General features: G+C 65.6%; 22 protein-coding genes. 7 read left to right on the plus strand and 15 right to left on the minus strand.

All coding sequences use genetic code 11. The features are described from left to right. A partial coding sequence (locus ACRDTL_RS06285) for a fatty acyl-AMP ligase (RefSeq protein WP_431505846.1) occupies positions 1 to 2,119 on the minus strand: 2,119 nt, incomplete at its 3' end. A 603-nt stretch (positions 2,120 to 2,722) separates the two neighbouring features. Between ACRDTL_RS06285 and ACRDTL_RS06290 the strand changes: the two genes are divergently transcribed. Continuing rightward, positions 2,723 to 3,013, plus strand: coding sequence for a hypothetical protein (locus ACRDTL_RS06290; RefSeq protein WP_431505847.1), 291 nt, complete (start codon positions 2,723 to 2,725; stop codon positions 3,011 to 3,013). Between the two features lie 26 nt (positions 3,014 to 3,039). Here ACRDTL_RS06290 and ACRDTL_RS06295 read toward each other — a convergent pair whose 3' ends face one another. Continuing rightward, the gene (locus ACRDTL_RS06295; RefSeq protein ID WP_431505848.1) at positions 3,040 to 4,047 is read right to left on the minus strand and encodes a diacylglycerol kinase family protein; all 1,008 of its coding nucleotides are present in this window, start codon (positions 4,045 to 4,047) and stop codon (positions 3,040 to 3,042) included. Between the two features lie 139 nt (positions 4,048 to 4,186). Here ACRDTL_RS06295 and ACRDTL_RS06300 point away from each other — a divergent pair, with 139 nt between their 5' ends. Together ACRDTL_RS06300 and ACRDTL_RS06305 are read left to right on the plus strand one after the other, a co-directional pair. After that, the gene (locus tag ACRDTL_RS06300) at positions 4,187 to 5,068 is read left to right on the plus strand and encodes an oxidoreductase (protein ID WP_431505849.1); all 882 of its coding nucleotides are present in this window, start codon (positions 4,187 to 4,189) and stop codon (positions 5,066 to 5,068) included. 87 nt (positions 5,069 to 5,155) lie between these two features. Next, a complete protein-coding gene (locus ACRDTL_RS06305) occupies positions 5,156 to 6,073 on the plus strand; it encodes a DMT family transporter (RefSeq protein WP_431505850.1) in 918 nt (305 codons plus the stop codon). A gap of 3 nt (positions 6,074 to 6,076) precedes the next feature. On the opposite strand, the gene ACRDTL_RS06310 is transcribed toward ACRDTL_RS06305, so the two are convergent. Further along, positions 6,077 to 7,663: a PucR family transcriptional regulator gene (locus tag ACRDTL_RS06310; protein WP_431505851.1), complete on the minus strand. Its 1,587-nt coding sequence runs from the start codon at positions 7,661 to 7,663 to the stop codon at positions 6,077 to 6,079. 84 nt (positions 7,664 to 7,747) lie between these two features. On the opposite strand from ACRDTL_RS06310, the gene pruA reads away from it, so the two are divergent. Together pruA and ACRDTL_RS06320 are read left to right on the plus strand one after the other, a co-directional pair. After that, a complete protein-coding gene (gene pruA, locus ACRDTL_RS06315; RefSeq protein ID WP_431505852.1) occupies positions 7,748 to 9,379 on the plus strand; it encodes an L-glutamate gamma-semialdehyde dehydrogenase in 1,632 nt (543 codons plus the stop codon). Between the two features lie 122 nt (positions 9,380 to 9,501). Beyond that, on the plus strand, positions 9,502 to 10,491 hold the full coding sequence (locus ACRDTL_RS06320; RefSeq protein ID WP_431505853.1) for a proline dehydrogenase family protein: 990 nt from the start codon (positions 9,502 to 9,504) through the stop codon (positions 10,489 to 10,491). Here the strand turns inward: ACRDTL_RS06320 and ACRDTL_RS06325 are convergent. Next, on the minus strand, positions 10,466 to 11,821 hold the full coding sequence (locus ACRDTL_RS06325) for an aromatic ring-hydroxylating oxygenase subunit alpha (protein WP_431505854.1): 1,356 nt from the start codon (positions 11,819 to 11,821) through the stop codon (positions 10,466 to 10,468). The two genes, ACRDTL_RS06320 and ACRDTL_RS06325, sit on opposite strands and share 26 nt — an antisense overlap. A gap of 49 nt (positions 11,822 to 11,870) precedes the next feature. Between ACRDTL_RS06325 and ACRDTL_RS06330 the strand changes: the two genes are divergently transcribed. Continuing rightward, a complete protein-coding gene (locus ACRDTL_RS06330) occupies positions 11,871 to 12,182 on the plus strand; it encodes a 2Fe-2S iron-sulfur cluster-binding protein (protein ID WP_431505855.1) in 312 nt (103 codons plus the stop codon). A gap of 78 nt (positions 12,183 to 12,260) precedes the next feature. On the opposite strand, the gene ACRDTL_RS06335 is transcribed toward ACRDTL_RS06330, so the two are convergent. Genes ACRDTL_RS06335 through ACRDTL_RS06385 form a run of 11 tightly spaced genes read right to left on the minus strand, consistent with a single transcriptional unit; the run spans position 12,261 to position 23,007 of the window. Next, a complete protein-coding gene (locus tag ACRDTL_RS06335; protein ID WP_431505856.1) occupies positions 12,261 to 14,630 on the minus strand; it encodes a CoA transferase in 2,370 nt (789 codons plus the stop codon). 4 nt (positions 14,631 to 14,634) lie between these two features. After that, positions 14,635 to 15,219: a TetR/AcrR family transcriptional regulator gene (locus ACRDTL_RS06340; RefSeq protein WP_431505857.1), complete on the minus strand. Its 585-nt coding sequence runs from the start codon at positions 15,217 to 15,219 to the stop codon at positions 14,635 to 14,637. Positions 15,220 to 15,247: 28 nt separating this feature from the next. Further along, positions 15,248 to 15,868, minus strand: a complete 621-nt coding sequence (locus tag ACRDTL_RS06345; RefSeq protein WP_431505858.1) for a TetR/AcrR family transcriptional regulator — start codon at positions 15,866 to 15,868, stop codon at positions 15,248 to 15,250. Beyond that, a complete protein-coding gene (locus ACRDTL_RS06350; RefSeq protein ID WP_431505859.1) occupies positions 15,868 to 16,941 on the minus strand; it encodes a zinc-binding dehydrogenase in 1,074 nt (357 codons plus the stop codon). The genes ACRDTL_RS06345 and ACRDTL_RS06350 overlap by 1 nt, the downstream gene beginning before the upstream one ends. Before the next feature lie 9 nt (positions 16,942 to 16,950). Continuing rightward, the gene (locus tag ACRDTL_RS06355; protein ID WP_431505860.1) at positions 16,951 to 18,120 is read right to left on the minus strand and encodes a lipid-transfer protein; all 1,170 of its coding nucleotides are present in this window, start codon (positions 18,118 to 18,120) and stop codon (positions 16,951 to 16,953) included. Then, the gene (locus ACRDTL_RS06360) at positions 18,117 to 18,584 is read right to left on the minus strand and encodes a MaoC family dehydratase (protein WP_431505861.1); all 468 of its coding nucleotides are present in this window, start codon (positions 18,582 to 18,584) and stop codon (positions 18,117 to 18,119) included. The genes ACRDTL_RS06355 and ACRDTL_RS06360 overlap by 4 nt, the downstream gene beginning before the upstream one ends. After that, positions 18,581 to 19,705, minus strand: coding sequence for an acyl-CoA dehydrogenase family protein (locus tag ACRDTL_RS06365; protein ID WP_431505862.1), 1,125 nt, complete (start codon positions 19,703 to 19,705; stop codon positions 18,581 to 18,583). Before ACRDTL_RS06365 ends, ACRDTL_RS06360 begins: the two co-directional genes overlap by 4 nt. Positions 19,706 to 19,712: 7 nt before the next feature. Next, positions 19,713 to 20,114, minus strand: coding sequence for a Zn-ribbon domain-containing OB-fold protein (locus ACRDTL_RS06370; protein ID WP_431505863.1), 402 nt, complete (start codon positions 20,112 to 20,114; stop codon positions 19,713 to 19,715). After that, positions 20,114 to 20,647, minus strand: a complete 534-nt coding sequence (locus ACRDTL_RS06375) for an FAS1-like dehydratase domain-containing protein (RefSeq protein ID WP_431505864.1) — start codon at positions 20,645 to 20,647, stop codon at positions 20,114 to 20,116. Before ACRDTL_RS06375 ends, ACRDTL_RS06370 begins: the two co-directional genes overlap by 1 nt. Beyond that, positions 20,644 to 21,846, minus strand: a complete 1,203-nt coding sequence (locus ACRDTL_RS06380) for an acyl-CoA dehydrogenase family protein (RefSeq protein WP_431505865.1) — start codon at positions 21,844 to 21,846, stop codon at positions 20,644 to 20,646. Before ACRDTL_RS06380 ends, ACRDTL_RS06375 begins: the two co-directional genes overlap by 4 nt. Before the next feature lie 3 nt (positions 21,847 to 21,849). Next, on the minus strand, positions 21,850 to 23,007 hold the full coding sequence (locus ACRDTL_RS06385) for a cytochrome P450 (protein WP_431505877.1): 1,158 nt from the start codon (positions 23,005 to 23,007) through the stop codon (positions 21,850 to 21,852). A gap of 234 nt (positions 23,008 to 23,241) precedes the next feature. Between ACRDTL_RS06385 and ACRDTL_RS06390 the strand changes: the two genes are divergently transcribed. Continuing rightward, positions 23,242 to 24,705, plus strand: a complete 1,464-nt coding sequence (locus ACRDTL_RS06390) for an aldehyde dehydrogenase family protein (RefSeq protein ID WP_431505866.1) — start codon at positions 23,242 to 23,244, stop codon at positions 24,703 to 24,705. Positions 24,706 to 24,727: the final 22 nt, after the last annotated feature.

Consider the following 24,727-nt stretch of genomic DNA (forward strand, 5'->3'; position numbering starts at 1 on the left):
TGCTCGGCGCGCCGGATCGCGCCGGCGGCAGCGCCGGCAGGGGCAGCTGCGCGTCGGCGCGCATCTGCGTGGTCTCGTATTCCTCGTACTCGGCGGAAATCTGATCCAGCGCCTGCCGCAGAGTGTCGAGCGGCAGTTCGGACCCCTCACCGAACTGTCGCATGAGCCGGAAGAATTCGGCGACCGTCAGGCGCTGGAGCAGTCGTGTGTTGACATCCTCGGCCAGCTCGCCCGCGCCATGCTCTTCGAGCAAGGCCTGCAGGTCGGCGCGAAGCTCGGCCAGAGCCAGCGAGTCGATACCCAGATCTGCGAAGGAGCAGTCCTCTTGTCCGGTCAGGTCGTAGCTCTCGATGAGATTGCCGAAGCGTTCCAGCGGGCCTGCGCCAGCATCGAGGCCTTCCTGGGTCGGGTGGGTGTAGCTCGCGAACACGGGCAGCTTGTCGTCCAGCCAGAGCTGGCGGGTCTGCGCGCGCCGGATCTTCCCCGAGGTGGTCTTGGGAATGCTGTGCGGCGGCACGAACGAGATGATGTGCGGATCGATGTGGCAGTGCCTGCGGATCGCTCGCGCCAGCGCCTTGCCATCCTGGAGCGCGTGCTGGTCGCGCACCTCGGCGACCACGACCAGCGCTTCCTGCTCCTCGCGCTCGACCGAGAAGGCGGCGACGCAGCCGTTGCGGACTTCCGCGGCCGACCGTTCCACGATGGCCTCGATGTCCGAGGGGTAGCAATTCACGCCGCGAACGATGATCAGGTCCTTGCTCCGGCCGCAGACGAACAGCTCGCCCTCGTACAGGAAGCCGAGATCCCCCGTCCGTAGATAGGCGTGTTGGTCATCACCTGCGATGCGGGCTTCGAAGGTCTCCGCGGTGAGGTCGGGGCGGTTCCAGTAGCCACCTCCCTTGGACGCGCCGGCCACCCAAACCTCGCCGACCCGGCCCTCGCCGAGGGCTTGCCCCGCTTGGGGATCGACGATGCGGACCACGTTCCCGACCACGGGCTTGCCACAGCTCACCACTGGAACCTGGTTGTTGTTCTCGGGCAGGCCCTTTTCTACCCGGGCGAGGTTCTGCTCCAGCGCTCGCTTGTTCAGAGCCAGGATCTGGCGCCCCCAGAAGGACACGCCCAGGGTGTTTTCGGCCAAACCAAAAGCGCCGACCAGCGCGTCGGGCCGCAGACCGTAGGCAGCGAAGCGTTCCCGGAAGCGCGTGAAGGTCTTGGCCCGCAGCGGCTCCGCCCCGACGACGATGCTGTCCAGACTGCTCAGGTCGATCCCAGCCAGCGCGGAGGTGGGGAGCTTGTCCTCGCGCAGGCAGTACTCGAGGGCGAAGTTCGGCGCCGGCGAGTGGGTGGCGCGCACGTCGCTGATGAGCCGAAGCCAGGCCGATGGCCGCTGGAGGAAGTCGATCGGTGACATCGCATGCGTGGTCCCGCCGAGTACCAATATGAACAGGTAAGCGGAGATCAAGCCCATGTCGTGGTGCTGCGGGAGCCAGCTGACCGCCACCTCGCCACCGTTGAAATCCGGGCAATTGGCGATGACGTTGGCGTGGCTGACGATCACGCCCTTGGGATCGCTGGTGGAACCGGAGGTGTACTGCAGGAAGAGCACCTCGCCGGGCGTGTCCGGTACGGGGGCGCCGCCAAAGTCCTGTGTGCCGTCGGTCGCGAACCAGGGCAGCACCGGGGGCCGTGCGGCGTGTGGCCAGGCCGGCGCACTTTGTCCGTGGCCGAGCAGCATCCGGTAGTTGTACTCGAACTCCTTGGTCGACAGCACCGCCTTGGCCTGGGAGTCCCGCGCGATGAAGCTGAGCTTGGCCAGCCCCGCTTCGAACGCCATGGGCAACGGAGGGCTGACCGGTACGGCGATCACTCCGATGCGCGCGCAGGCGTAGAACGCCGCCACCATCTCCAGACCCGGCGGGTAGACCAGTAGCGCCCGGTCTCCACGCCTGAGTCCGGCCTCGGTAGACAAGTAGGCGGCCAGCTCACGCGTGCGCTCGGCGAAGCTTTGGTAGGTGTAGTGCTCGAGTTCCCGGCCGTCGACATCGACGAACCGGTAGAGGGTCTGGTCCGGTATCTGCGCTTCCCACATCTCCAGGTAATCAAGAAGCGTCTCCATCGGAGTCATCCATCCTCTCGGGGCCCGCATTGGCACGAAGTCAATAGCACAACGAACTTCATCAACTGATAAAGGCGATCATAGCGCCTCGGGCCGGTCACAAGCAAAGCCGCGGGAGCCTTTTTTGATACTGCACATTGACCTCACAGGATAAATTCAGCTACTAGGCTAAATTTCCTGTGCTTGGGCTGGATAGCGCAGTACCCGCCGGTTGAGAGACTGAACCACGTGTGGAATTCAATCGCTTTCCGTAAGTCCTACTTTCAGTACTTCAGTGCCATATCTGCATCATCTGCCCAGGTCGATTAGCGTAGATACGAAGATACTGATGTACGTATCTGCTGAATTCCGTATTGGTTGATCGTTACCACCCAAGCCCTCCGCGACTATCGGCACCTACCACCGCAATCGGCAATATCGAGAAAATTACCGCAAACAAACAGCCCGTTACGTTGTTGGCCGATATCTTCCGGAGCCGGGTGCTCCAGCAAACTAACGATCACGCCGACGGCGAAGCTGCGGCTACACCGCGGTACGCCCCCCGCCGTACGGACATACTGAGACTGACATACTGAGACGCAGTGCCGAGAGGAGGTCATCACGATGAGCCCAGCCGACCGCAACAAAGACTCCCAACGGTTCACTCCCGCAGTCGCGGCGGCGCCGACCGAACCCTTCGCCATCGGACGGACACGCACCCAACGAACACGACGAACAGTCGACCTGTCACCGGCTCAGCACCGAGCCCTCGACATCTGGCAGCGAGAAGCCGCCGACCGCCTCGGACTCGCTCGCGTCACCGGGCAAGAGGTCCTCGTCGCACTCGTCGACCAACTACTGAGCGATCCCAATCTCTCCACCCAGATCACCCGCATCATCCGGGATCGGCGGTGACCTCACGAACGAGTCGCACCTCGCACTCAAGCGGCGGTTGACGACCCTACCCGCGCTACCCGGATTCGCGGCCCGGCGCGGGCCACGAGCCTGACGATGCCGACGAAGCGCTCACCGTCGATGATCGGCGACAGCGGCTCGTCCTCGGCCTCGATGATCATCTCCCGGCCATTGACGTCGCGTACCCGCTTACCGCGGATGCTGCCGTAGGTGAGCGCCGCGGGAAGCTGCACTACGATCCTCGAGGGCCTTATCTCCCCGGCCTGGAAATGCAGCGCACCGGGTTCGGCGGCCTTCGGGAAGAGCCGGAACGGACCGCCGATACACAGGTCGATCGCGCCGGCGTGCAGCAACCTGTGCGTCCGCGTCGGGACCTCCTCGCCGTCGATGACGACGCGGGCGTGCGTCGGAGTGAACAGGTGTGCCGCCCAGTTGGGCCTGTTCAAGCGGCCGGGGGCAACCTTGGAGGTCACGTAGTCGCCGAACGTGCGCGCGATCACACGGGCGACGGCCGCACGGCCATGGTCGGGGTTTGCGTAGTACTTGTCGTAGAACCGGTTGCCGACACCGCCTGCGGCCAGCCCGAAGCAGAGCCGATGAAATGTCGTGCCGTCCGCGGTTTCGCCGTCGAGTTGCAGCGTGTCGAGGCACACTTCGGGCGGCGGCCGATCCGCCTCGGCGGCAGCTGTCAGCGCCCGAACAATCGCATCGGCGCGGCCGCGTACTCGCGCCTTGCGTGCGACGGCGTTGACACTGCCGCCGTTGGTCGGCACGAATGTCGGCCAGCGTTGCGGATCGGTCACGCATTGCCCGATTTCGTTGACCAGCCAGTGCAATGCGCCGTCGCCGCCGTCGCCAACCAGGTGGGTGACCCGTGGATAAAGCTGTTCCACGGTCTTGCGGAGGTCCTCGACGGATGCGGTTTCGTGCACCTCGCCCCACGGCCCGACAATGCGACGCAGGTCGGCACTGCGATCACCCGGCGCAGCGAGATTCTTGCGTGCTTTCGGATTGACGATGACGCCTAGATACATCCGCGGTCCAATTGACTACTCCTCAGCGAGGGCCGGGGCGCCCAGGTGGGTTTTCCGCACTATCGAGGACGATACCCGCGGCGACCGGGGTTGAATCTCGCCGTAACCGACGGCGACACCTCGGATTAGGGTGTCTGCCATGGCCGGTTGGACCGCGGCGGACCTGCCCTCTTTCGCCGGACGCACCGTCATTGTCACCGGAGCCAACGCTGGGCTGGGTGAGGTGACCGCCCGGGAGCTGGCCCGGGCCGGTGCCCGCGTCATTCTGGCCGTGCGCAACACCGGAAAGGGCGAGGCCGCCGCCGAGCGCATGACCGGCCCCAGAACTTCTCAAGTCGAGGTGCGTCACCTCGACTTACGGGACCTGTCCTCGGTGCGGCGGTTCGCCGACGGCATAGACCAGGTCGACGTCCTGGTCAACAACGCCGGCATCATGGCCACCAAATACGCGCTGACCGTCGACGGCTTCGAGGGCCAGATCGGCACCAATCATCTCGGTCATTTCGCGTTGACCAACCTGCTGCTGCCGAACATCACCGACCGGGTCGTGACGGTGTCCTCGCTGCTGCACAACATCGGCTACATCAGCCTCAAAGATCTGAACTGGCAATCGCGGCCGTATTCGGCGTGGCTGGCCTACGGCCAGTCAAAGCTCGCCAACCTGTTGTTCACCCGTGAGCTGCAGCGGCGCCTGGATAGCGTCGGCTCCTCGCTGCGCGCGCTGGCCGCCCACCCCGGCTGGTCGCGCACGAACCTGCAAGGCAACTCCGGCCGCAGATTGGGCGACGCGCTGGTATTGGCCGCCGACCACGTTGTGTCCACCGATGCTGGCTTCGGTGCCCGGCAGACGTTGTACGCGGTATCGCAGGATCTACCAGGCAATACGTTCATCGGCCCGCGATTCGGCCTGTACGGGCGCGCCCAGCCGACCTGGCGCAGCTGGCCGGCCAGGCGGGCAACTACCGCCGCCGCACTCTGGGAGCTGTCCGAACAGCTCACCGGCTCGAAGTTTCCGCTCTGAGGACTCATGCCTAGATTAGTGAAGTAAGTATTGAGGCGGTTTCGGCGCAGGCCTGCTAAGCCGGGCCGGACGTCGAGGAGGTCACCCATGTCGAATACGGATGTGGCGGCGATTCTTGCGCTGTGCGCCGCGCTGGCAGCCGCGATCGGCAGTGTGATCCGCCAGCGGTGCGCGCAGGAGATCACCGACAAACCGGTCGGCCACTTGGCGTTGTTCGGCATGTTGGTGCGTGACACCCGGTGGTGGCTGGGCGGTATCGGCGACATCGCCAGTTACTGTCTGCTTGCTGCGGCCCTCGTGAAGGGTTCGGTCATGTTGGTCACGTCGCTGCAGGTGGCGGTGCTGCTGTTCGCGTTACCCATCTATGCGCGGTTGACCCGTCATCGGATCACCCGCGGGGAGTGGATGTGGGCGGTAGTGCTGGCCGTGGCGTTGGCGGTAGTCGTCGCGGTGGGGGATCCGACGGCGGGCCAATCTCGCGGCTCGTTGGAAACCTGGCTCGTCGTGGCCGTCGTGATGGGTCCGGCGTTGGGTTTGTGTGTGCTGGGCGCCCGGATCTGGTCGGATCGACCGGCCTCGGCGGTGCTGCTGGCGGCGGTGTCGGGTTCGTCGTTGGCGCTGTTCGCGGTGCTGACCAAGGGCATTGTCGACGTGCTCGGCCACGGCGCCGGCCAACTGCTGCATACACCCGAGCTGTACGCCTGGGTGCTCGCCGGTGTGGTCGGAATGATCTTTCAGCAGTCGGCGTTTCGCGCCGGTGCGCTGACCGCCTCCCTGCCGACGATGACCGTCGCGAAGCCGGTGGTGGCCGTGGTACTGGGCATCACCGTACTCAAGGAGACGTTGCAAGCCCCTGGCCCTGAGTGGGTCGTCCTGGTAGCGGCAGCGGTGGTGGTGATCGTCGCGACGGTGGCCCTGGCCCGTGGCGAGGCCGCCACCATGTCGGCCGGCGCAGGGCAGGATTCGAAAATCACCGACCAGCCGAAGGCGCCGTCGCAACCGTAAACATCATTGCGAGCGTTCGGTAGCGCGCAGACTCAGCGAAAGCACCAGCCGCACATCGGGATCGGTCAGCGACGTCGACAACAGTGCTTCGATGCGGCGGGCCCGGTAGCGCACGGTGTTGGGATGTACGTGCAGTCGCTGCGCCGCGGCGCCGATATCACCGAAGCTGTCCAGGTAGACCCGCAGCGTCTGGGCAAGCGCCGGGTCACGGGCTCGCAGATCGCGCACCCGCGGGTCGACGAGCCGCTCGTCGGCACCCACCATCGTGACGATCTCGTCGAGCAACACCGCGGTGCGCACCTCGGCCAGCGACATCACCTGACCGGCCGAATCCGGGTGTCGTGCAGCGCTATCCAACACCCGGTCCACCTCGGTCCGTACCGCGGCCGCGCCCTTCAAACCGGCGACCGGCGCGGCGATGACGGCCCGCAGCTGCAGGCCCAGCTCATTGCGCAGGCTGGTGATCGTGCCGCGAATCCAGGAGGCGACCGCCGGGGCTTGGGCCGTCTGAGGAAACAACACGTAGATTCGCGAGCCGCTGGACGTGACCTGAGCGTCGGCGCGAAAAGCATTGGCGCTCAATGCCACGATGTCGGCCAGTCGCGGATGTATTTCGGTGGCGTCCACGCCGATCAGTGCGGCGCTGCCGTCGGTGGGGATGTCCAGTTCGCGGGCGATATCGATGACGTCGACAGATCCGCCCTCGGCCAGCCCCAGTAGCTGTTGCAGCAGCAGCGCGTGCGTCGACGGCCGGGTCGCCAGCCGTGACATGATGCGCGCGGCCAAAACGGCCGCACCGCGCAGCACCTCCTCGGCGTCGTCAGCCAATGGCTGCGAACCGCGCTGCACCCAGATGGCGCCGGAGAATGCCGGTGCCCGACGTGCGTCGACCGGTGGCTGGTGGATACCGATCGCCAGCCGCGGCCGCAGGCCGAGCTCCGGTCGCTCCGCCACCCGAACCACGTCACTGCCGGTCCGCAGCGCGTCGAAGATGCCCCACCGGCTGATCCATTCCAGATGCTCGGGTGGGCCCGCGCGGCCCAGGATGGACAGCCGCCGCAACTCGTCGGCCTCGTCGCCCGACGCCGAGTAGGCCAGCACGTGCGACTGGTCGTCTTCGATGCTGACCATGCCGTGGATCCGGTCGGCAACCGACTGCGCCAGGCCGAACAAGTCGGTGCCCGAGTCACCTTCGGCTAACGAGGGACTGTGGTGTTCGAACACGTGATTGACCAACTGGTACAACCGTTCCCAGCGGGCCTGCGGCTCCACGGCCACCACTGCGATCCCGGCCTTCGCGGCCCGCGTCACCAGCGCGTCCGACGGCGCCTTGACGAAGACGGCCATCGGTGCCCGGCCGGTAGCCGCGGTGGTGATCCACCGCTGCGCCTCGTCGTCGGTGAGACCCACAAAGAAGCAGACGTCGGCCGACTCCGCGCTCATCCTTAACCCCAGTCGCACGTCGTCGGAATCGATCAACGCCGCCGAGGCCACCGTCAGGTCCAGGCCGCGCGGGGCGTCGACCAGGCTCACCATCGTCGCGTCCAGGGCCAGCAGCAGTTGGCCCAGCCCGACACCAGCCACCCGCATATTGTCCGATTCTACTGCTGGTAATGCTGTGTATTGTGGGATCGGCCAAGCGCGTGATGCCGCCCGGCGGGCATGCTGACAAGCATGGATGCCATCACCGAGGTCCCACTGCCCGTCAACGAACCGGTCCACGACTATGCGCCGAACTCACCCGAACGCGCCCGGCTGTGCGCCGCGTTGTCCGCGCTGACCGATCATTCGATCGACCTGCCGCACGTCATCGGCGGCACCCATCGGATGGGCGAAGGTGCGCGAATCGACGTCGTGCAGCCGCACCGGCACGCCGCCCGACTGGGCACGCTGACCAACGCCACCCACGCCGAGGCGGCCGCCGCCATCGACGCCGCCATGACCGCCCGGGCGCATTGGGCGGCGATGCCGTTCGACGAGCGCGCCGCGATCTTTTTGCGCGCGGCCGATCTGCTGGCCGGGCCGTGGCGGGAAACCATCGCGGCGGCGACCATGCTCGGCCAGTCCAAGACTGCCTATCAGGCCGAGATCGACGCGCCCTGCGAGCTGATCGACTTCTGGCGGTTCAACGTCGCGTTTGCCCGGCAGATCATGGCGCAGCAGCCGCTCAGTGGCCGTGGCGAGTGGAACCGCTCCGACTACCGACCGCTGGACGGATTCGTCTATGCGATCACGCCGTTCAACTTCTCCTCGATCGCGGGGAATCTGCCCACCGCACCGGCGTTGATGGGCAACACCGTGGTGTGGAAGCCGTCGATCACCCAGACCTTGGCGGCCTATCTGACCATGCAACTGCTGGAGGCCGCCGGCCTGCCGCCCGGGGTGATCAACCTGGTGACTGGCGACGGCTACGCGGTTTCCGATGTGACGCTGGCTGATTCGCGGCTGGCGGGTATCCACTTCACCGGCTCGACGGCCACCTTCCAGCGGCTCTGGCAGCAGGTGGGCGCAAACATCGGGCGCTACCACAGCTACCCGCGACTGATTGGTGAGACCGGCGGCAAAGACTTCGTGGTCGCACACTCCTCGGCACGGCCAGACGTGCTGACCACGGCTTTGATTCGCGGCGCGTTCGACTACCAGGGGCAGAAATGCTCGGCGGCGTCGCGGGCGTTCATCCCGCACACGGTGTGGCAGCAGATGGGCGACGACTTCCTGGCCGTCGCCGCGGGACTGCGCTACGGCGACATCACCGACCTGTCCAACTTCGGCGGCGCGCTGATCGACCGGCGCGCGTTCACCAAGAACGTCAACGCCATTGAGCGGGCCAAAGGCGCGAGCGGGGTCACAATCGCGGTCGGTGGTGAATATGACGACAGCGAAGGCTATTTCGTGCGTCCGACGGTTCTACTGGGCGACGATCCGACCGATGAGGCCTTTGCCATCGAGTATTTCGGGCCGCTGTTGTCGGTGCATGTCTACCCCGATGACGCCTACGAGCGGATCCTCGGCGTCATCGACACCGGATCCCGCTACGCGCTGACCGGCGCGGTGATCGCCGACGACCGCGACGCTGTGCTGGCCGCCCAGGACCGACTGCGGTTCGCAGCCGGCAACTTCTACGTCAATGACAAGCCCACCGGAGCGGTGGTGGGCCGGCAGCCATTCGGCGGGTCCCGCGGGTCGGGCACCAACGACAAGGCCGGGTCGGTGCTGAATATGCTGCGCTGGACCTCGGCGCGCACGATCAAGGAGACGTTCGTTGCGGCCACCGACCACGAATATCCGCACATGGCGGCGCAGTGATGTCCAGGGTGCGATCGCCAGCGCGGCGAAGCCGGGCGCAGCGGGTCGCGCCCATTAAAGCCAGGGTGCGATCGCCAGCGCGGCGAAGCCGGGCGCAGCGGGTCGCGCCCATTAAAGCCGGCGTGTTCGCCACGACGGTGCGGCCGGCGATCCTGGCGGCCAGCCGCTTTGACGGACTGCGCCGTACCGCGCAACGGCTACCGGTCACCCGCAAGGTGGTGCGCCGGTTCGTGCCGGGTGAGACGTGTGTACACGTACTGGACAGCGTTGCCGCGCTGCGAGATTCGGGGCGAATGGTCAGCATCGATTACCTGGGCGAGGATGTCACCGACATCGACGGCGCTACCGCGAACATGCAGTCCTACCTCGACCTGCTGGATGCGCTGGGCAGACGTTCCGACGCGACGCGCGAGGGTGTGCGACCGCTCGAGGTGTCGCTCAAGCTTTCGGCGCTGGGGCAGGCGCTGGAGCGCGACGGCGAGAAGATCGCCCGGGAGAACGCCCACACCATTTGCCGGCGGGCTCAGCGAGTCGGGGCCTGGGTCAGCGTGGACGCCGAAGACCACACCACCACCGACTCGACGCTATCGATCGTCGCCGATCTGCGGGCCGACTTCGGCTGGCTGGGTGTGGTTTTGCAGGCTTACCTGCGCCGGACGCTCGGCGATTGCGAGCAGTTCGCGGCCACCGGGGCGCGGGTCCGGCTGTGCAAAGGCGCCTACGACGAGCCGGTGTCGGTGGCCTACCGCGACCGCGCGGCCGTCGCCGACTCCTACCTGCGCTGCCTTCGGGCGCTGATGACGGGAGCGGGCTACCCGATGGTGGCTTCACACGACCCGGCCATCATCGACGCCGCGGCCACACTGGCAAGTGAATCCGGCCGGACCGTCGACGATTTCGAATATCAGATGTTGTACGGCATCTGTGACGGCGAGCAGCGCCGGTTGGTCGACGACGGATGCCGGGTGCGGGTGTATGTGCCGTTCGGCACCCAGTGGTACGGGTACTTCATGCGGCGACTGGCCGAACGACCGGCCAACCTGACGTTCTTCATGCGGGCGCTGGCGCGGCCCGATCACGGTCGGCTCAAGATGTCAGGTACTGGTCGATGACGCGGTGCATGTGCAGAAGGTTGGCCTCCTGCACCGGGTTCAGCATCATCCCCGTGCAGCCGCGGGACTTCAGCCCGGTCTGTACTTCGAGGTAGTTGGCGTAGTCCTGGTTGTTGATGAGGCCCCAGTCCTTCTCGCGCCAGTTTGCGTAGAACTTCTTGTGGTAGGCCGGCGGATCACTGCCCGGGGCAACCCATTCCAGCGCCCACATGTCCATGACCGTGCTGTCCGGGTCGAGGCCGTTCGGCCGGGCACGGTAGAGCGTGAAGTTGCCGACCGCGCCGGGGCCGACCATGTTGGGGAAGAAGTGGTAGTCGCCGCCCTCGAGGATCTCGGCCTTGGTCATGCCCGACAGGTCGATCCCGCGGCTTTTCAGCCCGTTTATCCGGATGTCGTCGAGCACATCGATGGCGTGTACCCCGTCGGGCAGGCCGTTCTGCTGAATGTCGTTGATGCGGGCGCGGTCTTCGCGCGACCACAGCCCCGAGGTGGCCTCGATCTGAAAGAGCAGGAGTTCCACTTCGTCGTAATCGTCATCGGACATCTGTAGCCGCGGGCTGGGACCGATCTTGCGTTCGCGCTGCTCGTCGTGTCCCATCCGCGCGTGCTTGCCGACCTGGCGGTAGACCGACGCGGTGTCGTCATACCAGGTGAGCATTTGTGGGTGGGTGCCCTGCGGATGGTAGCCCTCGTTGAACGAGTCGATCACGAGCTTCCAGTTGGCCTCGAAGATCGTCGTGCGGTAGGCCCTGAACCGCATCTGCTCGAAGTGGTAGGGCCTCAGCAGCGACGGTAAGTCACCGAGGAACTCCTCGAGTGATTCGCAGTTCGGGTCCATGTTGACGAACACGAAGCCACCCCACCGGCCGACCTGCACGTCGCGAAGTCGCACATCGTCGTCGGTCATCGTCGCCGGGAAATCGTGTCTGTCGACCACTTCCCTGATCGACCCGCCCAGATCCCACCGCCAGGCGTGGTACCGGCACCGGATCTCGTCGTTGCCGAAGTTCCCGCAGTCGGCGGCCAACCGGGTTCCGCGATGCGGGCAGGTGTTGAAGTACGCCTTGATGGTGCCGGAATCGGACCGCACCAGCAAAATTGACTGATCGCCGATTGTGTACTCGATGAAGTCACCGGGGTTGGGAATCTCTTCCTCGCGGCAGGCAACCTGCCATACCCGCGGCCAGAGCTTCTCCATTTCGAGGTCGAAGAACTCTCGGGAGGTGTAGCGCTCTTTTGGGATCCAATTGGTTGTGCCGGGATCTATCAAAAGCCCGTTCGGCACCGTCATCGTCATGCGTGAAATTCCCTTCTGGGCTGCGCGTTTCATTGACTGTAGGATTTACGAAACGATCGTGTCAAGTAATAGGATGCTTCTTGTGCCACTCGTAATCGTGAAACCATCCGGCATCGCAATCCAGGTAGAGGACGGCGAGTCGCTCATGGCCGCCGCCGAGCGTGCCGGCTACCACTGGCCAACCATCTGCCATGGCAAGGCGCAGTGCACGGCCTGCTTCATCGTCGCCGAGGAGGCCGACGCGTTCTGCGCACCTGAGCCGGCCGAAGTCGCCGGCCTCGACAAGTTTGCTGGCCGCGCTTTCTACGAGGGCGAGACAGTGCGCTTGGCCTGCCAGGCCCGCCCGTGTCGCGACACGCAGGTGATGAAAAGGGGCGTCAAGCCCCTCCTTTAGCCGCGAAAGTGCGACTGCCAACGCATTTCCCGAGTAGACGTGTCGGTCGTTGCACTTTCGCGGCTGGAGCCAAGCCGATCACAGGCCGCGGGGACGGTCGCCGATGACGTTGGCCTCCCGCAAATCAGCCAGTTGCTGCTCAGTCAGCCCCAGCTCCTTGAGGACCTCCTCGGTGTGCTGGCCCAACAGCGGCGCCGCGGACGTGTACCACTGCGCCGGTCCTCCCGACAGCCGAATCGGCCACCCCGGATATAGATGTGTGCCGACGACCGGATGCGCGACCGGCTGCCAGAACGCGCGGGCTTGCATCTGCTCGTCGGCGTCGATCGCGTAGGACGGCACGACAGGCTCGGCCGGCACGCCGGCTTCCCGCAGCGTGGCGAGCGCGGAGTCCAGTGGTCGTGCCGCGCACCAGGCGGCCACCTCGTCGTCAAGCCCTGGGTGTCTGCTGCGACCCTCGGCCGTCGCAAGCGCTGGTTCGTCAGCCCACGGGGGATTGCCCAGCGCCGTCTTCAGGCCCAGCCATTCTGTGTCGTTCGACACCGACAGTGCGATCCATGTCTGGCTATCGGCGCACGAATAGGCGCCCTGCGGTGCCACTTTGACGTCGCGGTTGCCGGCACGTGTCATGAGGTTGCCGTAGACCGCATACTCGACGATCTGCTCGGCCGCCACGTTGACCGCCATATCGATCATCGACACCTCGACCTGCTGGCCCCGGCCGGTTGCCCGCCGCTCCTCGAGGGCGGCGAGCGTGGCGAAAACTGCGTGAATGCCGGCGAGTGGGTCGCACAGCCCGGGCGCCATGGGTGGGCCGTCCTGATAGCCGGTGACCCACGCCATGCCCGATGCCTGCTCCATGGTGGTGGCGAAGCCGGGCCGGTCCCGCCACGGCCCCTCGAGTCCCCAACCCGGCATCCGCACCATGACGATGTCCGCGCGCGCTGCCTGGAGATCGGAAAAAGTGAGCCGGAAATTCTCCATGACCCGCGGCGAGTAGTTCTCGAAGACCACATCACTTCGGGCGGCGAGAGCCAGGAACAGCTCCCGGCCGCGGTCGTCGGCGAGGTTGAGGGTGATCCCCCGCTTGTTGAGGTTGGCCGGCAGAAACAGGAAGCCCTGTTCATACCACTGCTCGACGGTAGGCGGCACAGTCACGTTGAACCGCATGCCGTCGGGTCGTTGGATGGACTCCACCTTGATCACATCGGCTCCGAGCGTGGCGAGATACTGTGTCGCACACGGCCCCGCCCAGAACGCCGTGCAATCCAGCACCCGCACACCATCGAGCGGCAGGCGATTATCAGCGTCCCCCGGCGCGCGACCCGTCGGGCGTCGGGGCCGTAGCTCCAGATCCTGGTGCTCGCCAAGGGCCGGCGCCGGTGCGGGTGCTCGCCGCCCCGTCGCCGAGGACCGGAACGGTGGACGTGGGTGCGCGAACCCTCCCCGCGGATTCACATCGAACAGCTCCCGCGCCTGCAGATGGTCGAGGGCCGGGAGTGTCGCCCCGTTGAGAAGCGGTGCTGCGGGAACCCGGAAATCAGCTGCCAGATCGACGATCTCGTCAACGTTGTGCCGCATCGTCCACGAGTGAATGGCGGGCAGGATCTCGTCGCGGCGTTCTATGCGTACGACGAGGTCGTCGAATTCGTGGCTGTCGATGAGGTCATGGCGGTCGATCATCGCCAGGAAGTCGTGCCATTGCTGGACGGTCAAGGCGGTGAAACCGACCAACCCGTCCCGGCACGGCTCGATGCCGGGGATGAACGTGTAGACGCTGCGGGTCAAGGTGGCGCCCGGAAGGCTGGCACGAACCGACGGATAGCACAGCAGCGTCAGCGCGAAGCACTCCAGGGTGGACACGTCGACGATCTCACCGCACCCGGTACGCGCTGCCCGGGCACGCGCCGCCAGTGCGCCCGCCGCGGCGTATGCGCCCGGTATCCAGCTCGTCACACCGCCCCCGACGGCGAGAGGACTGCCGTCGACCGTTCCATGTGCATGCAGCGATCCGGAAAGTGCCTGCAGCAGAAAGTCGCTCGATTGCTCACCGCCGCGAGGGCCGTCCAGCCCGAAGGATGTGATCGCCACGACGATCGCTTGTGGATGGGCATCGTGGAGCCGGGCTACGTCGCCGTGGCCGGCCAGAATGATGTCGCTGGCCGACGCGAGTCGTTGCAGCCGCGCCCGATCACTTACCTCGTCGGGGTCGACGACGACGCTGCGTTGCCCTGCGGCCAGGTAACGAAACAGCGCGCCGTCGCGCTCCCCGTCGGATCCCACCGACCCGGATTGAGACCATGAGCGCAAGGGGTGCCCCGCCGGTGGCTCGATCTTGACGACCACCGCACCGGCATCGGTCAGCAGCTTCGCGCAGTACGCCCCGGCAATGTCGTCCGACATGTCAAGCACTTGGACATCGACCAGCGAATTCAACGGGCCCGGCATGCCGCTACTGCTTCAGAATGCCGTGCAGCGCAAGGTCGACGACCTTGCGGATGTACGCCGCGCTGACGCGCTCACCGAAGTTCAGGAAGCGGCCCTCGAAAGAGCCATAGATCATGTCGACCACGGCGTCCGGATCGACATCACGGCGCAGCTCGCCACGGCGCTGGGCTCGTTCGAGGGCGTGGATGGCGCCCATCCGGCCCTCCTCGGTGAATTTCGCGACGAACTCCCGCATTCGCGGGTCGCGGGCCGCCTCGGCGAGGAAGGTGGGCACCACGCTCGCGTTGGAGCCGCCATACATCACCTTGCGGACCGGGTCGATTACCGAAAGCAGGTCCTTGCGTAGATCGCCGGTGTCGACGGGTTCGACGATGTGAGTCAGCCGGCTCGCCACGAAGTACAGCACGGCTTCTTTGTTGGGCCAGCGCCGGTAGAACGTCGCCTTACCGATGCCTGCACGAGCTGCGATCGACTCCACTGTGCAATTGGCGAGGCCCTTTTCTTCGATCTCGGCGAGCGTCGCCCTGACAACGTCAGTCTCAACACGCTGGTTGTCGCGCGGGCGACCCCGACCGCGTCTTTCGGTCACGCCGGGATTGTATGCCGCCGGCATCCCTTTAACCGTATGCTCGCCTCGGTCGGACGCGCTCGCTGGCGAACCCCCGCACGACGTGCGCGCGAACGAACTCGGCGACGACGTCGGGGTTCGCCATGTCCAGTGTCGATGACGGCGTGCTGAACAGCGAGAACAATATCCGTGCGAACCATTCACCGGCAGACTCGACGCCGAGGTCTTTGCGAACCTCACCGGTGAGTTTCGCGGCGGCGAGGTACGGCGCGAAGAAGTCGGCGCATTCGCGCAGCAGTACGGCGGCGTCTTTGGTCAGCAGCAGGCTGATCGCATCTTCGTCGAAGTACTCCTCGGAGGCGATGACGCGTCGCGCCCGGGTCACGAATACTGCTGCACGGGTTAGCTTTTCTTCGAGCGAGGTGCCTCGATCCATTGCTTTGGACATCTCGCGGTAGAAATGCTCAGAAGCATGTTCGGCGCAGGCTTCGAGAACGGCGCCCTTGTCCCGGAAGTACTCGTAGACAGTGCTGCGGGATACGCCCGCCATCTTGGCAATGTCGACAATCGTCGCCTTCTGCAGTCCGTGCTTGCGAAAGCATCCGTACGCGGACTCGATGATGAGCTCGCGAGTCTCGGTGGCCTGGGTCAACGCAGAAGCCTGGGTCATCAGGGCACCAGTGCACCTCTCGGTACCAAACCGGCGCCGGCTGATTCGAACGCTTCGTTGACGTCGGCGAGGTGGAACGGCTCAGGCATGAGTCGGTGGAACGGGAAGCTGGTGTGCTGCAGGAAGGATAGGCCGATTGCCAGGGTGATCGGCTCGTAGAGCATCACGCCGCGTACCGATTTGTTGCCGTACACCAACACGCTGGGGTCGAGTTCGAATGTGTGTCCCACGCCGACGTTGCCGACCTCGAGAAGGGTGCCGCCGTTGTTGAGGAATCCGACACCGTCGGGAATGACGCCTGGCACCCCGACGACTTCGAGCACCCAGTCGGCGCCGATGCCGCCGGTACGTTCACGGACCTGTTCGGTGACTTCCGGGGTCGAGATGCCGCCGGCGTTGATGCAGTGTGTGGCACCGAAATCCGATGCGACGTCGAGCCGCTCGCGGATCATGTCGATGACGATCACCTCCACCGCGCCTGCGGTGCGAGCGACCGCGGCGGCGTTGATACCCAGCCCGCCGGCGCCCTGGATAACGACGGTATCGCCGAGCCGCACATCGCGCAGCGCAAACAATACCTGTGCCAGCGCACAGTTGAGCGGAGCGACCTGCGCGTCGGTGAGCTCCTCGGGCACTTTGTACAGCGGCTGCCGGCGATTGGTGTAGTAGTACTCGCCGTGTGCGGCGATGAAGTGCGGGGCTTTTTGGTGGGTGGGGAATTCGCCGGCCATCAGGTTCTGGCAGGCGTACGACCGGCCACGTGAACAGGCGTGGCACTGCCCGCACGTCCAGAAATACGGTGTCACAACCCGGTCGCCCACCGCGAGCGGCTTACCGGTTGCGTCTGTGGTTAGCCCTTGCCCGAGTTCGGCTATCTCGCAGACCATCTCGTGGCCCATCGCGAAGGGATAGGGCAGTGGTAGCTCACCGCGGAAGATATGCAGATCGGATCCGCAGATTCCGGCCATGCGCAGTCTCAGCGCCGCTGTTCCCTGCGCCGGTGTGGTGAGCGGGTATTCCGCGAGCTCGATCGGTCCGCCGACCGCGGTCAACAATGCGAGCCTGGGCATCATGCTCCTCCGTCAGTCGGCCGGCGCCAGAATCAGTCCGCTGGTGGGCACCCCGGTGCCCGACGTGACCAGGACGTGTTCGACGTTGCCGACCTGGTTGTAGGAAGTGCCGCGCACTTGACGCACAGCTTCGGTGATGCCGTTCATGCCGTGGATATAGGCCTCGCCGAGCAGCCCGCCGTTGGTGTTGATCGGCAGTGTCCCGCCGAGCGACAGGTTCTCAACGGTGGCGAAGTCTTTGGCTTCGCCACGGCCGCAGAAGCCGAGTTCTTCGAGTTGCGTGAAGACGAACGGCGTGAAGTGGTCGTAGATAAAGGCGGTTTGGATATCGGCGGGCTTGAGGCCCGAATCACGCCACAGCTTGTCGGCGACCACCCCCATCTCGGGAAGTCCGGTGATGTCCTCGCGGTAGTAGCTGGTCATCATCTCACCCTCGTAGGCGGCGCCCTGTGCGGCCGCGGTGATCACCGCCGGCGGCTGCCGCAGGTCTCGGGCGCGCTGGACACTGGTGACCACCAGCGCGACCCCGCCGTCGCTTTCCTGGCAGCAATCCAGCAGCCGCAACACGGGTTCGATGATCCAACGGGAGCTCTGGTGGTCTTCCAGCGTGATCGGGCGCTGATAAAACCAGGCATCGGGGTTGTTGGCCGCGTGCGCGCGGTCGACCACGGCAATCCGGCCGAAGTCCTCGTTGCGCACGCCGTAGGTCGACATGTAGCGCTGGGCATGCAGTGCCACCCACGCCGCCGGAGTGAGCAATCCGAACGGCGCGTAGAACGCCATAAACGGTGGGGTCTCCGTGCTGTTGCGACCGCTGCCTCCGAAGCGCATGCCGGACCGTTCGTTGAACGCGCGATAACACACCACGACGTCGGCCATACCTGTCGCGACGGCCATTGCCGCGTGCACCACGGTGCCGGCTGCCGCCCCGCCGCCGTGCGGCACCCGAGAAAAGAAGGTCAGATCGCCGATACCCACATTGCGCGCGACGTCGATCTCGTCGCTGGCGTCCATGGTGAACGTGACCATGCCGTCGACGTCGCCCGGCGCCAGGCCGGCGTCGTCGATTGCGGCACTGACGGCCTCGCACGCCAATTGCAGTTCGCTGCGCCCGGATTCCTTGGAGAATTCGGTCTGGCCGATACCCGCGATGGCTGCGGCGCCGCCCAGTGAGCTACTCACGCACCGGCTCCGTCGAGCAGGCTGAGGACCGCGGTGCCCGAGACGTGATCGCCAAGGCTGTTGGCGCCCTTGAAGGTTACTTCGACAAGACCTTCACCATCGTGGCCGTCCGACTTACCGGTCACGCTGCCGGTGAAGCGCAGCGGATCGCCGGGCAAGGACGGCACGCCGAGGCGAATCGACAACTTCTTGACCATCGCCTCGGGTCCTGCCCAGTCGGTGAGGAACCGCACGCACAGCCCGTTGGTGGTCAAGATGTTCATGAACAAGTCGGGTGAGCCCTGCTTGTTGGCGAAGTCGCGGTCGTGGTGCACCGGCATGAAGTCGCGCGACGCGAGCGCACCGGCGACGATCACCGTGGTGGTGATCGGGATTTCGAGCGGGGTCACCTCGGCACCGATCTCGATGTCGGCGCACTGCAGGGTCTTTCCAGGGGTTGTTCCGCGGGCTTTGGTGGTCGTCATGGCTGTCCTTCCGGGTATGTGCTGCCGAGGCGGGCCAGCTGCGCAGACGCCGGACCGAGGGCGAGCTCGTTGTGCTTGGCCCACAGGAAGTAGCGATACAAAGGATAGCTGGTGTCGATCCCGATCCCGCCGTGAACGTGTTGGGTGGTGGCGGCAACCCGAGCGCCGGCTTCGGCCGCCCAGAACTTCGCGATCCGGGCCGCCCGGTCGGCCGGCCGTCCCTGCGCGATCAACCAGGCCGCATGCCAGGTGGTCCACCGGATCGCCTCGACGTCGATGAACGCGTCGGCCATGCGCTGCTGCACCGCCTGGAAGCTGCCGATCGGCCGGCCGAATTGCTCACGCCCGCTGGTGTATTCGGCGGTCATCCGCAAGGCCCGTTCGCTGACACCGAGCTGGATCGCGCACAGACCGACCAGGGCGCGAGTGTAGAGCGAACCGATCACCTCTGGGCCGTCACCGAGTCTGTCCTGCACGGAAACGAGTGCACCGTCCAGGAATACGTCCGCGTGCGGTTCGAGGTTCGTGGTTGCCACCGGCCGGATATCGACGCCCCGGGCGTCCGTCGCGAGCAGGAACAGGCCGGCCTCACCGTTATCGGCGGTGGCGGGAATCAGCACAGTGTCGGCGAGTTGGGCGGCCGGCACCAGCTCTTTGACGCCGTCCAGCCGCCAATTGGGGCCGTCGCGCCGGGCCGTGGTGGCCGGGTCCGTGGGATCGGAATGGCCGGGCTCTTGCAGACCCGCACTCAGGATGCGGGTTCCCGCGACGACGCCGGGAAGAAAGCGTTGCCGTTGCTCCGGACTTCCGTGCCGGGCAATGGGGTCGGCCCCCAGCACCAGCGTCGCGTAGGCCGGTACCGGAGCCACGCTCCATCCCACCTCGGCCAGCAGAACCGCGAGCTCAGCGAAGCCGCCACCTGCTCCGGACGAGCCGCCGGCCTCCTCCGGCAGCGCGACACCCAGCAGGTCGGCGGCCGCGAGTTCTTTCCAGAGCGCGGCGTCGTAGCGGGTTTCGCCGGCCTCGAGCTCCGCCAAGCGTTCGGGGGTGGCCCGGCGCTCGAAGAGTTCCCGGGCGAGTTTGCTGATCGTCTCTTGCTCTTCGGTGAAGGTGAAATCCATGTTGACCTCAGTCCGCGGCGGGCCGGAACTGATGAAGTACCAGGTCGTTATCGAACGTCCGGTAGCAGACCTCGACCGACATCCCGACCGTGACGTCAGCCGGCGCGGTGTCGCACAGGTTGGACACCAGCCGCACCCCTTCGGCGAGCTCCACCAGCACGACGATGTAGGGATAGTCGAAGAAGGGGAACCGGGGTTCGTGCGGCAGCACATAGCTGTAGACGCTGCCGTGGCCCGACGATTCGATCGCGTCCCAGGCCACCGAACGACATGTGGGGCACATGGGGCGGGGCGGATTACGCAACGCTGCACACCCGGTGCAGCGCTGGATCAGCAGTTTGTGCTCGCGCAGCCCGGTCCAGAAGAACTCGGTGTCCGGGCCGATCGCCGGTGCCAGTCGGGTCGTCATCAGCGCTCCGGCCTGAATCGCAGCACTCGCAATCGTTGCCGTCCCAGCACTTCACCGTCCTGGTCGACATAGGTCGTCACCCAGGTCACGAAGTGACCGGTCCCCAGCGCGGTCTTCTTCTCGTCGGAGACGTCCTCGATCACCGTCGTCGAGGTGACGACGTCACCCAGCCGGGGGTAGCGCTCGATCTCGTACTCGGAGTTGGTCGCAACAATGCCGGTGAATCCGGCCTCTTCGATGAATGCCATGGGGTTAGTCGTGATCTCGATGGGGGCGCCACCGCGTTCTGCGATCCCGTCGAGTTTCGGCGACGGCATCGTCCAGGTTTGCAGCATCGCGGGAGGCGACACGATGCCACCGAACCGCGAAGCGGCCGCAAATTCCGGATCCAGGTAGACCGGGTTCATGTCGCCCAGGGCATGAGCCCAGTGCCGAATCATCGGCTGATTGACCGGATCCGGTGCCACCGACGGCTTTCCCGAACCGGTAGGCTGGCCGACGAGTGCTTTCAGCCGGGTATAAAACTCGGTCACTGCGTTGGTCCTCCTGACTTGTCTGTGGTCCGAAGGTCACGAGGTGCACGCGGCATGCCCAATCCGGCCATGGCGATGATATCTCGCTGAATTTCGTTGGCGCCGCCACCGAACGTGTTGAGGACCGCCGCCCGGTAGGAAGATTCCAGGGCGCCGCGCAAAGGTGCGTCAGCGCCACGGCGTGAGCCGTTGCTCTCGAGCACTTCGAGCAACTGGCGGGCGACCTGCTGGGTCAGCTCGGTACCGAACACCTTCGCGGCCGAGGCTTCCGCCATGTTGAGCACGCCCTTGGTCATCGCCGCATTCACCCGCAGATTGATGAGTTTGTATGCGGCGACCTGTGCTTCAACCCGGGCGAGTATGAGCTGCACCCAGGGCTGATCGATGACCCGCGCGCCGTCGAGCTCGGTGGTCTTCGCCCAGCCCAGCGTCCTTTCGTACAGCGGTTCCAGCGCGCCGAGATTCCCCAGGGTGGCACGCTCGAAATTCAGCTGCGTGGTGATCAGCAGCCACCCTTCGTTTTCCGCGCCGACGATCGCGTCGGCCGGGACCCGCACGTTGTCGTAGAACGTGTACGTGGTCGTCAGACCCGGCATGGTGTGCAGCGGCTTCCAGGAGAACCCGGGCGACGACGTCGGGACGATGAAGATGGAAATACCCTTGTGCTTCTTGGCGCTGGGATCGGTGCGGGCCGCCAGCCAGATGTAGTCGGCGTAGGCAGCGCCGCTGGTGAACATCTTATGGCCGTTGATCACCCATCCCTCGCCGTCGCGCGCCGCCGTGGTCCGTAGCGACGCCAGGTCGCTTCCCGCCCCGGGTTCGGAGTAGCCGATCGCGAACTCCACGCTGCCGTCGAGAATCACCGGAAGGAACTTCTGCTTTTGTTCCTCCGTACCGTATTCCATCAGCGTCGGCCCGACCGTGTTCAGTGTCACCAGCGGGATCGGAGCATTCACCCGCCGGGCTTCCTCGAAGAAAATGAACTGCTCTAGCGCCGAAAAGCCTTGTCCGCCATACTCTTTAGGCCAGCCGACACCAAGCAGATCCGCCGCCGCCAAAGCGCGCACACAATCCCTCATCTCCGGGCCGGTTTCCATGTGTTCGCTCAGTGCGCTCCGCTCGGGGGTCATCACCTCTTGGAGCGCAGCGCGGATTTCCACACGGAGCTGCTGTTGCTCGGGCGTGAAGTCGAAGTCCATCGATCAAGCCCCCAGCCGCACCGGCATCCGCTTGACGCCGGGCACCATGGTGGCGCGCACCCGGTCCACGTCACCGACCAACTCGAGCCTGGGGAAGCGGTGCAGCAGTTCGTCGAACATGACGGACGCCTCGAGACGTGCCAGTTGCGCGCCGACGCAGGAATGCTCACCACACCCGAAGGCGATGTGCGGGTTCGGGTGGCGGGTCACCTTGAACTCTTCCGAGTCGGGACCGAATATGTCCTCATCCCGGTTGGCCGACCCGTAGAGCATCACCACCATGTCGCCTTCGGCGATCCGCCGGCCGCGAATCTCGACGTCGGTGGTTGCGGTGCGTGCCATATGGACCACGGGGCTATTCCACCGCAACATCTCTTCGACGGCACCGGGGATCAGCGACGGATCGTCGACCAGCAGGCGACACTGGCCGGGGTGCGCGATCAGTGCCAGGGTGCCCAGCGCGATCAGATTGCGGGTGGTTTCGTTGCCGGCTACCAGCAACAGGAATGCGAAGTTGAGCAGGTCTTCGTCGGACAGCTGGTGTCCGTCGATGTCGGCGTTGACCAGAACGGACAGCACATCGTCGCGCGCTTCGGCGCGCCTGGCCGCAATCAGCTTTTGGAAGTATTCGTAGCACTGGCCGATGGCCACGACGGCATCGAGTTCTACCTCGGGGTCGGCGGTTCCGGTGGCCGCGTCCGACCAGGTTCGGAACTGCTCCCAGTCGTCGGGCGGGGCACCGAGCAGTTCGGCGATGATACGGGTGGGCAGGGGAGCGGCGAACTCTTCGGCGAACTCGTGGACGGAATCGGGTTCGACCCCCGCAAGGATCCCCCGCACGATCTCGCGGATTTTCGGCTCGAGGATGGCTACCTGACGCCGGGTGAACCCCGCGTTGATCAGCTTGCGCAGCTGCCGGTGCCGCGGCGGGTCGGTGAAGATCAGGCTGCCCGCCTGCACCGGGTTCGGCACCGCCGGGTCCGGAATCGTGATGCCCTTGATCGAGGAGAACATCGCCGGGTTGCTCGACACGAAGCGGATGTCCTCGTACTTGAGCAGAGCCCAGAAGTTGGCGACGTCGTTCCAGCACACCGGCGCCGTCGCGCGCAGCTCCCGGTACGCCGGATAGGGATCACCGGTGTAGAAGTCCGGGGAATGCAGAGGGACCGCCGAACAGAACTCAGTGCGCACGGGGCAGAGTCCTCCTTGGACATGATGGGCCATGATGGCGATCGTACATCTCGATACGATCTGTCCGATGAACTTGTCTACTCCGGGTACCGGGGCGGTGTCAATGCCATTGGCAGCACGCTGAACTAGGTAAGCATTGACGACATCCGCCCGACAGGTGTACACCAAACGTTGAGCTGCCCGGACCGTTCAAAGGAATCAACCATGGCTGACTCACGCTCCCTCGTCGGCAACTACCCGGTCTACCTCGACGGGCAGTGGGTCGATCCCGACAACGGCCGCTACGACGACATCTGTCCGGCCACCGAGGCGGTGATCGCGTCGGCTCCAGACCCGAGTCGCGCTCAGGTCGACACCGCGATCGCGGCCGCTCGGACTGCTTTCGACTCCGGACCGTGGGCCGACGCCGGAGCCCAGCAGCGGGCGGGTTGGCTCAATCAGCTCGGCGAAGCGCTGCTTGAGCATGCCGACGAGTTCTACGCGCTGGCACAACTCGAGTGGGGCTGCACCGCCAACGAGCGAATGGTCCAGATCGACGGATCCGCGTTCATGGCATTGCAGGCCGCCGAACTTGCCACCCATCCGGTCGAGGAGCAGATCGACGCATATGGCGCCGCGGGGACCGCGCTGCTGCGCTACGAACCGCTCGGGGTGGTGTCGATTCTGACGCCGTGGAACTTTCCGCACACGCTCAACGTCATGAAGGTGACCGCCGCGCTGGCTGCCGGCAACACCGTCGTGCTCAAGCCGTCGCCGCTGGCGCCGCTCGCGGGACTGGCGCTGGCACGAATCATCGACGAACACACCGATATTCCGGCGGGCGTCGTCAATGTCGTCACCCCGTCCGACATCGAGGCCAGCAAGCTGCTGACCGTCGACCCGCGGATCGACATGGTCAGCTTCACCGGGAGTTCAGCGATCGGCCGGGAAGTCATGGCGGCGGCCGGTGCCACCATGAAGCGGCTCCTGCTCGAGTGCGGCGGGAAGTCGGCCAGCATCGTGCTCGACGACATTGCGCTGTCCGACGAGCTGGCCGAGCGGATGCTGTTCGAGTCCTGCTCGTTCCACGCCGGACAGGCCTGCATTCTGCACAGCCGGCTGCTGGTTCCGGATTCGATCCACGACGAGGTCGTCGATCGCCTCGTCGCGTTGGCCCGCGCCGTGTTGGTCGGCGATCCCACCGATCCGGAGGTGCAGATGGGCCCGCTGATCAGCGCCGCGCAGTTGCAACGCGTTGCGGCATATGTCAGCGGTGCCCTCGACGACGGTGCCAAGCTCGCGACCGGTGGTGGCCGGCCGGCCGGCCTGGATACCGGCTTCTACTTCGAACCGACGGTCCTCACCGAGGTTGCGCCGGACGTGCGGATCGCCCAGGAAGAAGTGTTCGGACCGGTGCTGGCAGTGCTGCGTTACCGCGACGACGACGATGCGGTAAAGATCGCCAACAACTCGCAATACGGGCTTTCCGGCGCGGTGTGGGGCACCGATGTGGACCGTGCGGTCGCCGTCGCACGCCGCGTCCGCACCGGCCAGATCGCCGTCAACGGGTGCGGGCCCGGCGGTGCGCCGTTCGGCGGTTTCAACCAGAGCGGGTTTGGTCGGGAGAGCGGCGGGATCAGTGGAATTCGGCAGTACATGGAACCGAAGGCCATGGGAATTCCCACGTGACCGGCGCCGGCGACGATGCAGA

This window comes from Mycobacterium sp. (assembly GCF_050700595.1).
Lineage (GTDB): Bacteria > Actinomycetota > Actinomycetes > Mycobacteriales > Mycobacteriaceae > Mycobacterium.

What these genes read in the sequence shown, in the direction of transcription:
- ACRDTL_RS06290 (WP_431505847.1), top strand. Translation starts at nt 2,723, where the DNA reads ATGAGCCCAGCCGACCGCAACAAAGACTCCCAACGGTTCACTCCCGCA.
- ACRDTL_RS06305 (WP_431505850.1), top strand. Translation starts at nt 5,156, where the DNA reads ATGTCGAATACGGATGTGGCGGCGATTCTTGCGCTGTGCGCCGCGCTG.
- ACRDTL_RS06370 (WP_431505863.1), bottom strand. Translation starts at nt 20,114, where the DNA reads ATGACGACCCGACTGGCACCGGCGATCGGCCCGGACACCGAGTTCTTC.
- ACRDTL_RS06365 (WP_431505862.1), bottom strand. Translation starts at nt 19,705, where the DNA reads ATGGATTTCACCTTCACCGAAGAGCAAGAGACGATCAGCAAACTCGCC.
- ACRDTL_RS06350 (WP_431505859.1), bottom strand. Translation starts at nt 16,941, where the DNA reads ATGATGCCCAGGCTCGCATTGTTGACCGCGGTCGGCGGACCGATCGAG.
- ACRDTL_RS06380 (WP_431505865.1), bottom strand. Translation starts at nt 21,846, where the DNA reads ATGGACTTCGACTTCACGCCCGAGCAACAGCAGCTCCGTGTGGAAATC.
- ACRDTL_RS06390 (WP_431505866.1), top strand. Translation starts at nt 23,242, where the DNA reads ATGGCTGACTCACGCTCCCTCGTCGGCAACTACCCGGTCTACCTCGAC.
- ACRDTL_RS06310 (WP_431505851.1), bottom strand. Translation starts at nt 7,663, where the DNA reads ATGCGGGTGGCTGGTGTCGGGCTGGGCCAACTGCTGCTGGCCCTGGAC.
- ACRDTL_RS06335 (WP_431505856.1), bottom strand. Translation starts at nt 14,630, where the DNA reads ATGCCGGGCCCGTTGAATTCGCTGGTCGATGTCCAAGTGCTTGACATG.
- ACRDTL_RS06295 (WP_431505848.1), bottom strand. Translation starts at nt 4,047, where the DNA reads ATGTATCTAGGCGTCATCGTCAATCCGAAAGCACGCAAGAATCTCGCT.
- ACRDTL_RS06325 (WP_431505854.1), bottom strand. Translation starts at nt 11,821, where the DNA reads ATGAAACGCGCAGCCCAGAAGGGAATTTCACGCATGACGATGACGGTG.
- ACRDTL_RS06345 (WP_431505858.1), bottom strand. Translation starts at nt 15,868, where the DNA reads ATGACCCAGGCTTCTGCGTTGACCCAGGCCACCGAGACTCGCGAGCTC.
- ACRDTL_RS06360 (WP_431505861.1), bottom strand. Translation starts at nt 18,584, where the DNA reads ATGACGACCACCAAAGCCCGCGGAACAACCCCTGGAAAGACCCTGCAG.
- ACRDTL_RS06300 (WP_431505849.1), top strand. Translation starts at nt 4,187, where the DNA reads ATGGCCGGTTGGACCGCGGCGGACCTGCCCTCTTTCGCCGGACGCACC.
- pruA (WP_431505852.1), top strand. Translation starts at nt 7,748, where the DNA reads ATGGATGCCATCACCGAGGTCCCACTGCCCGTCAACGAACCGGTCCAC.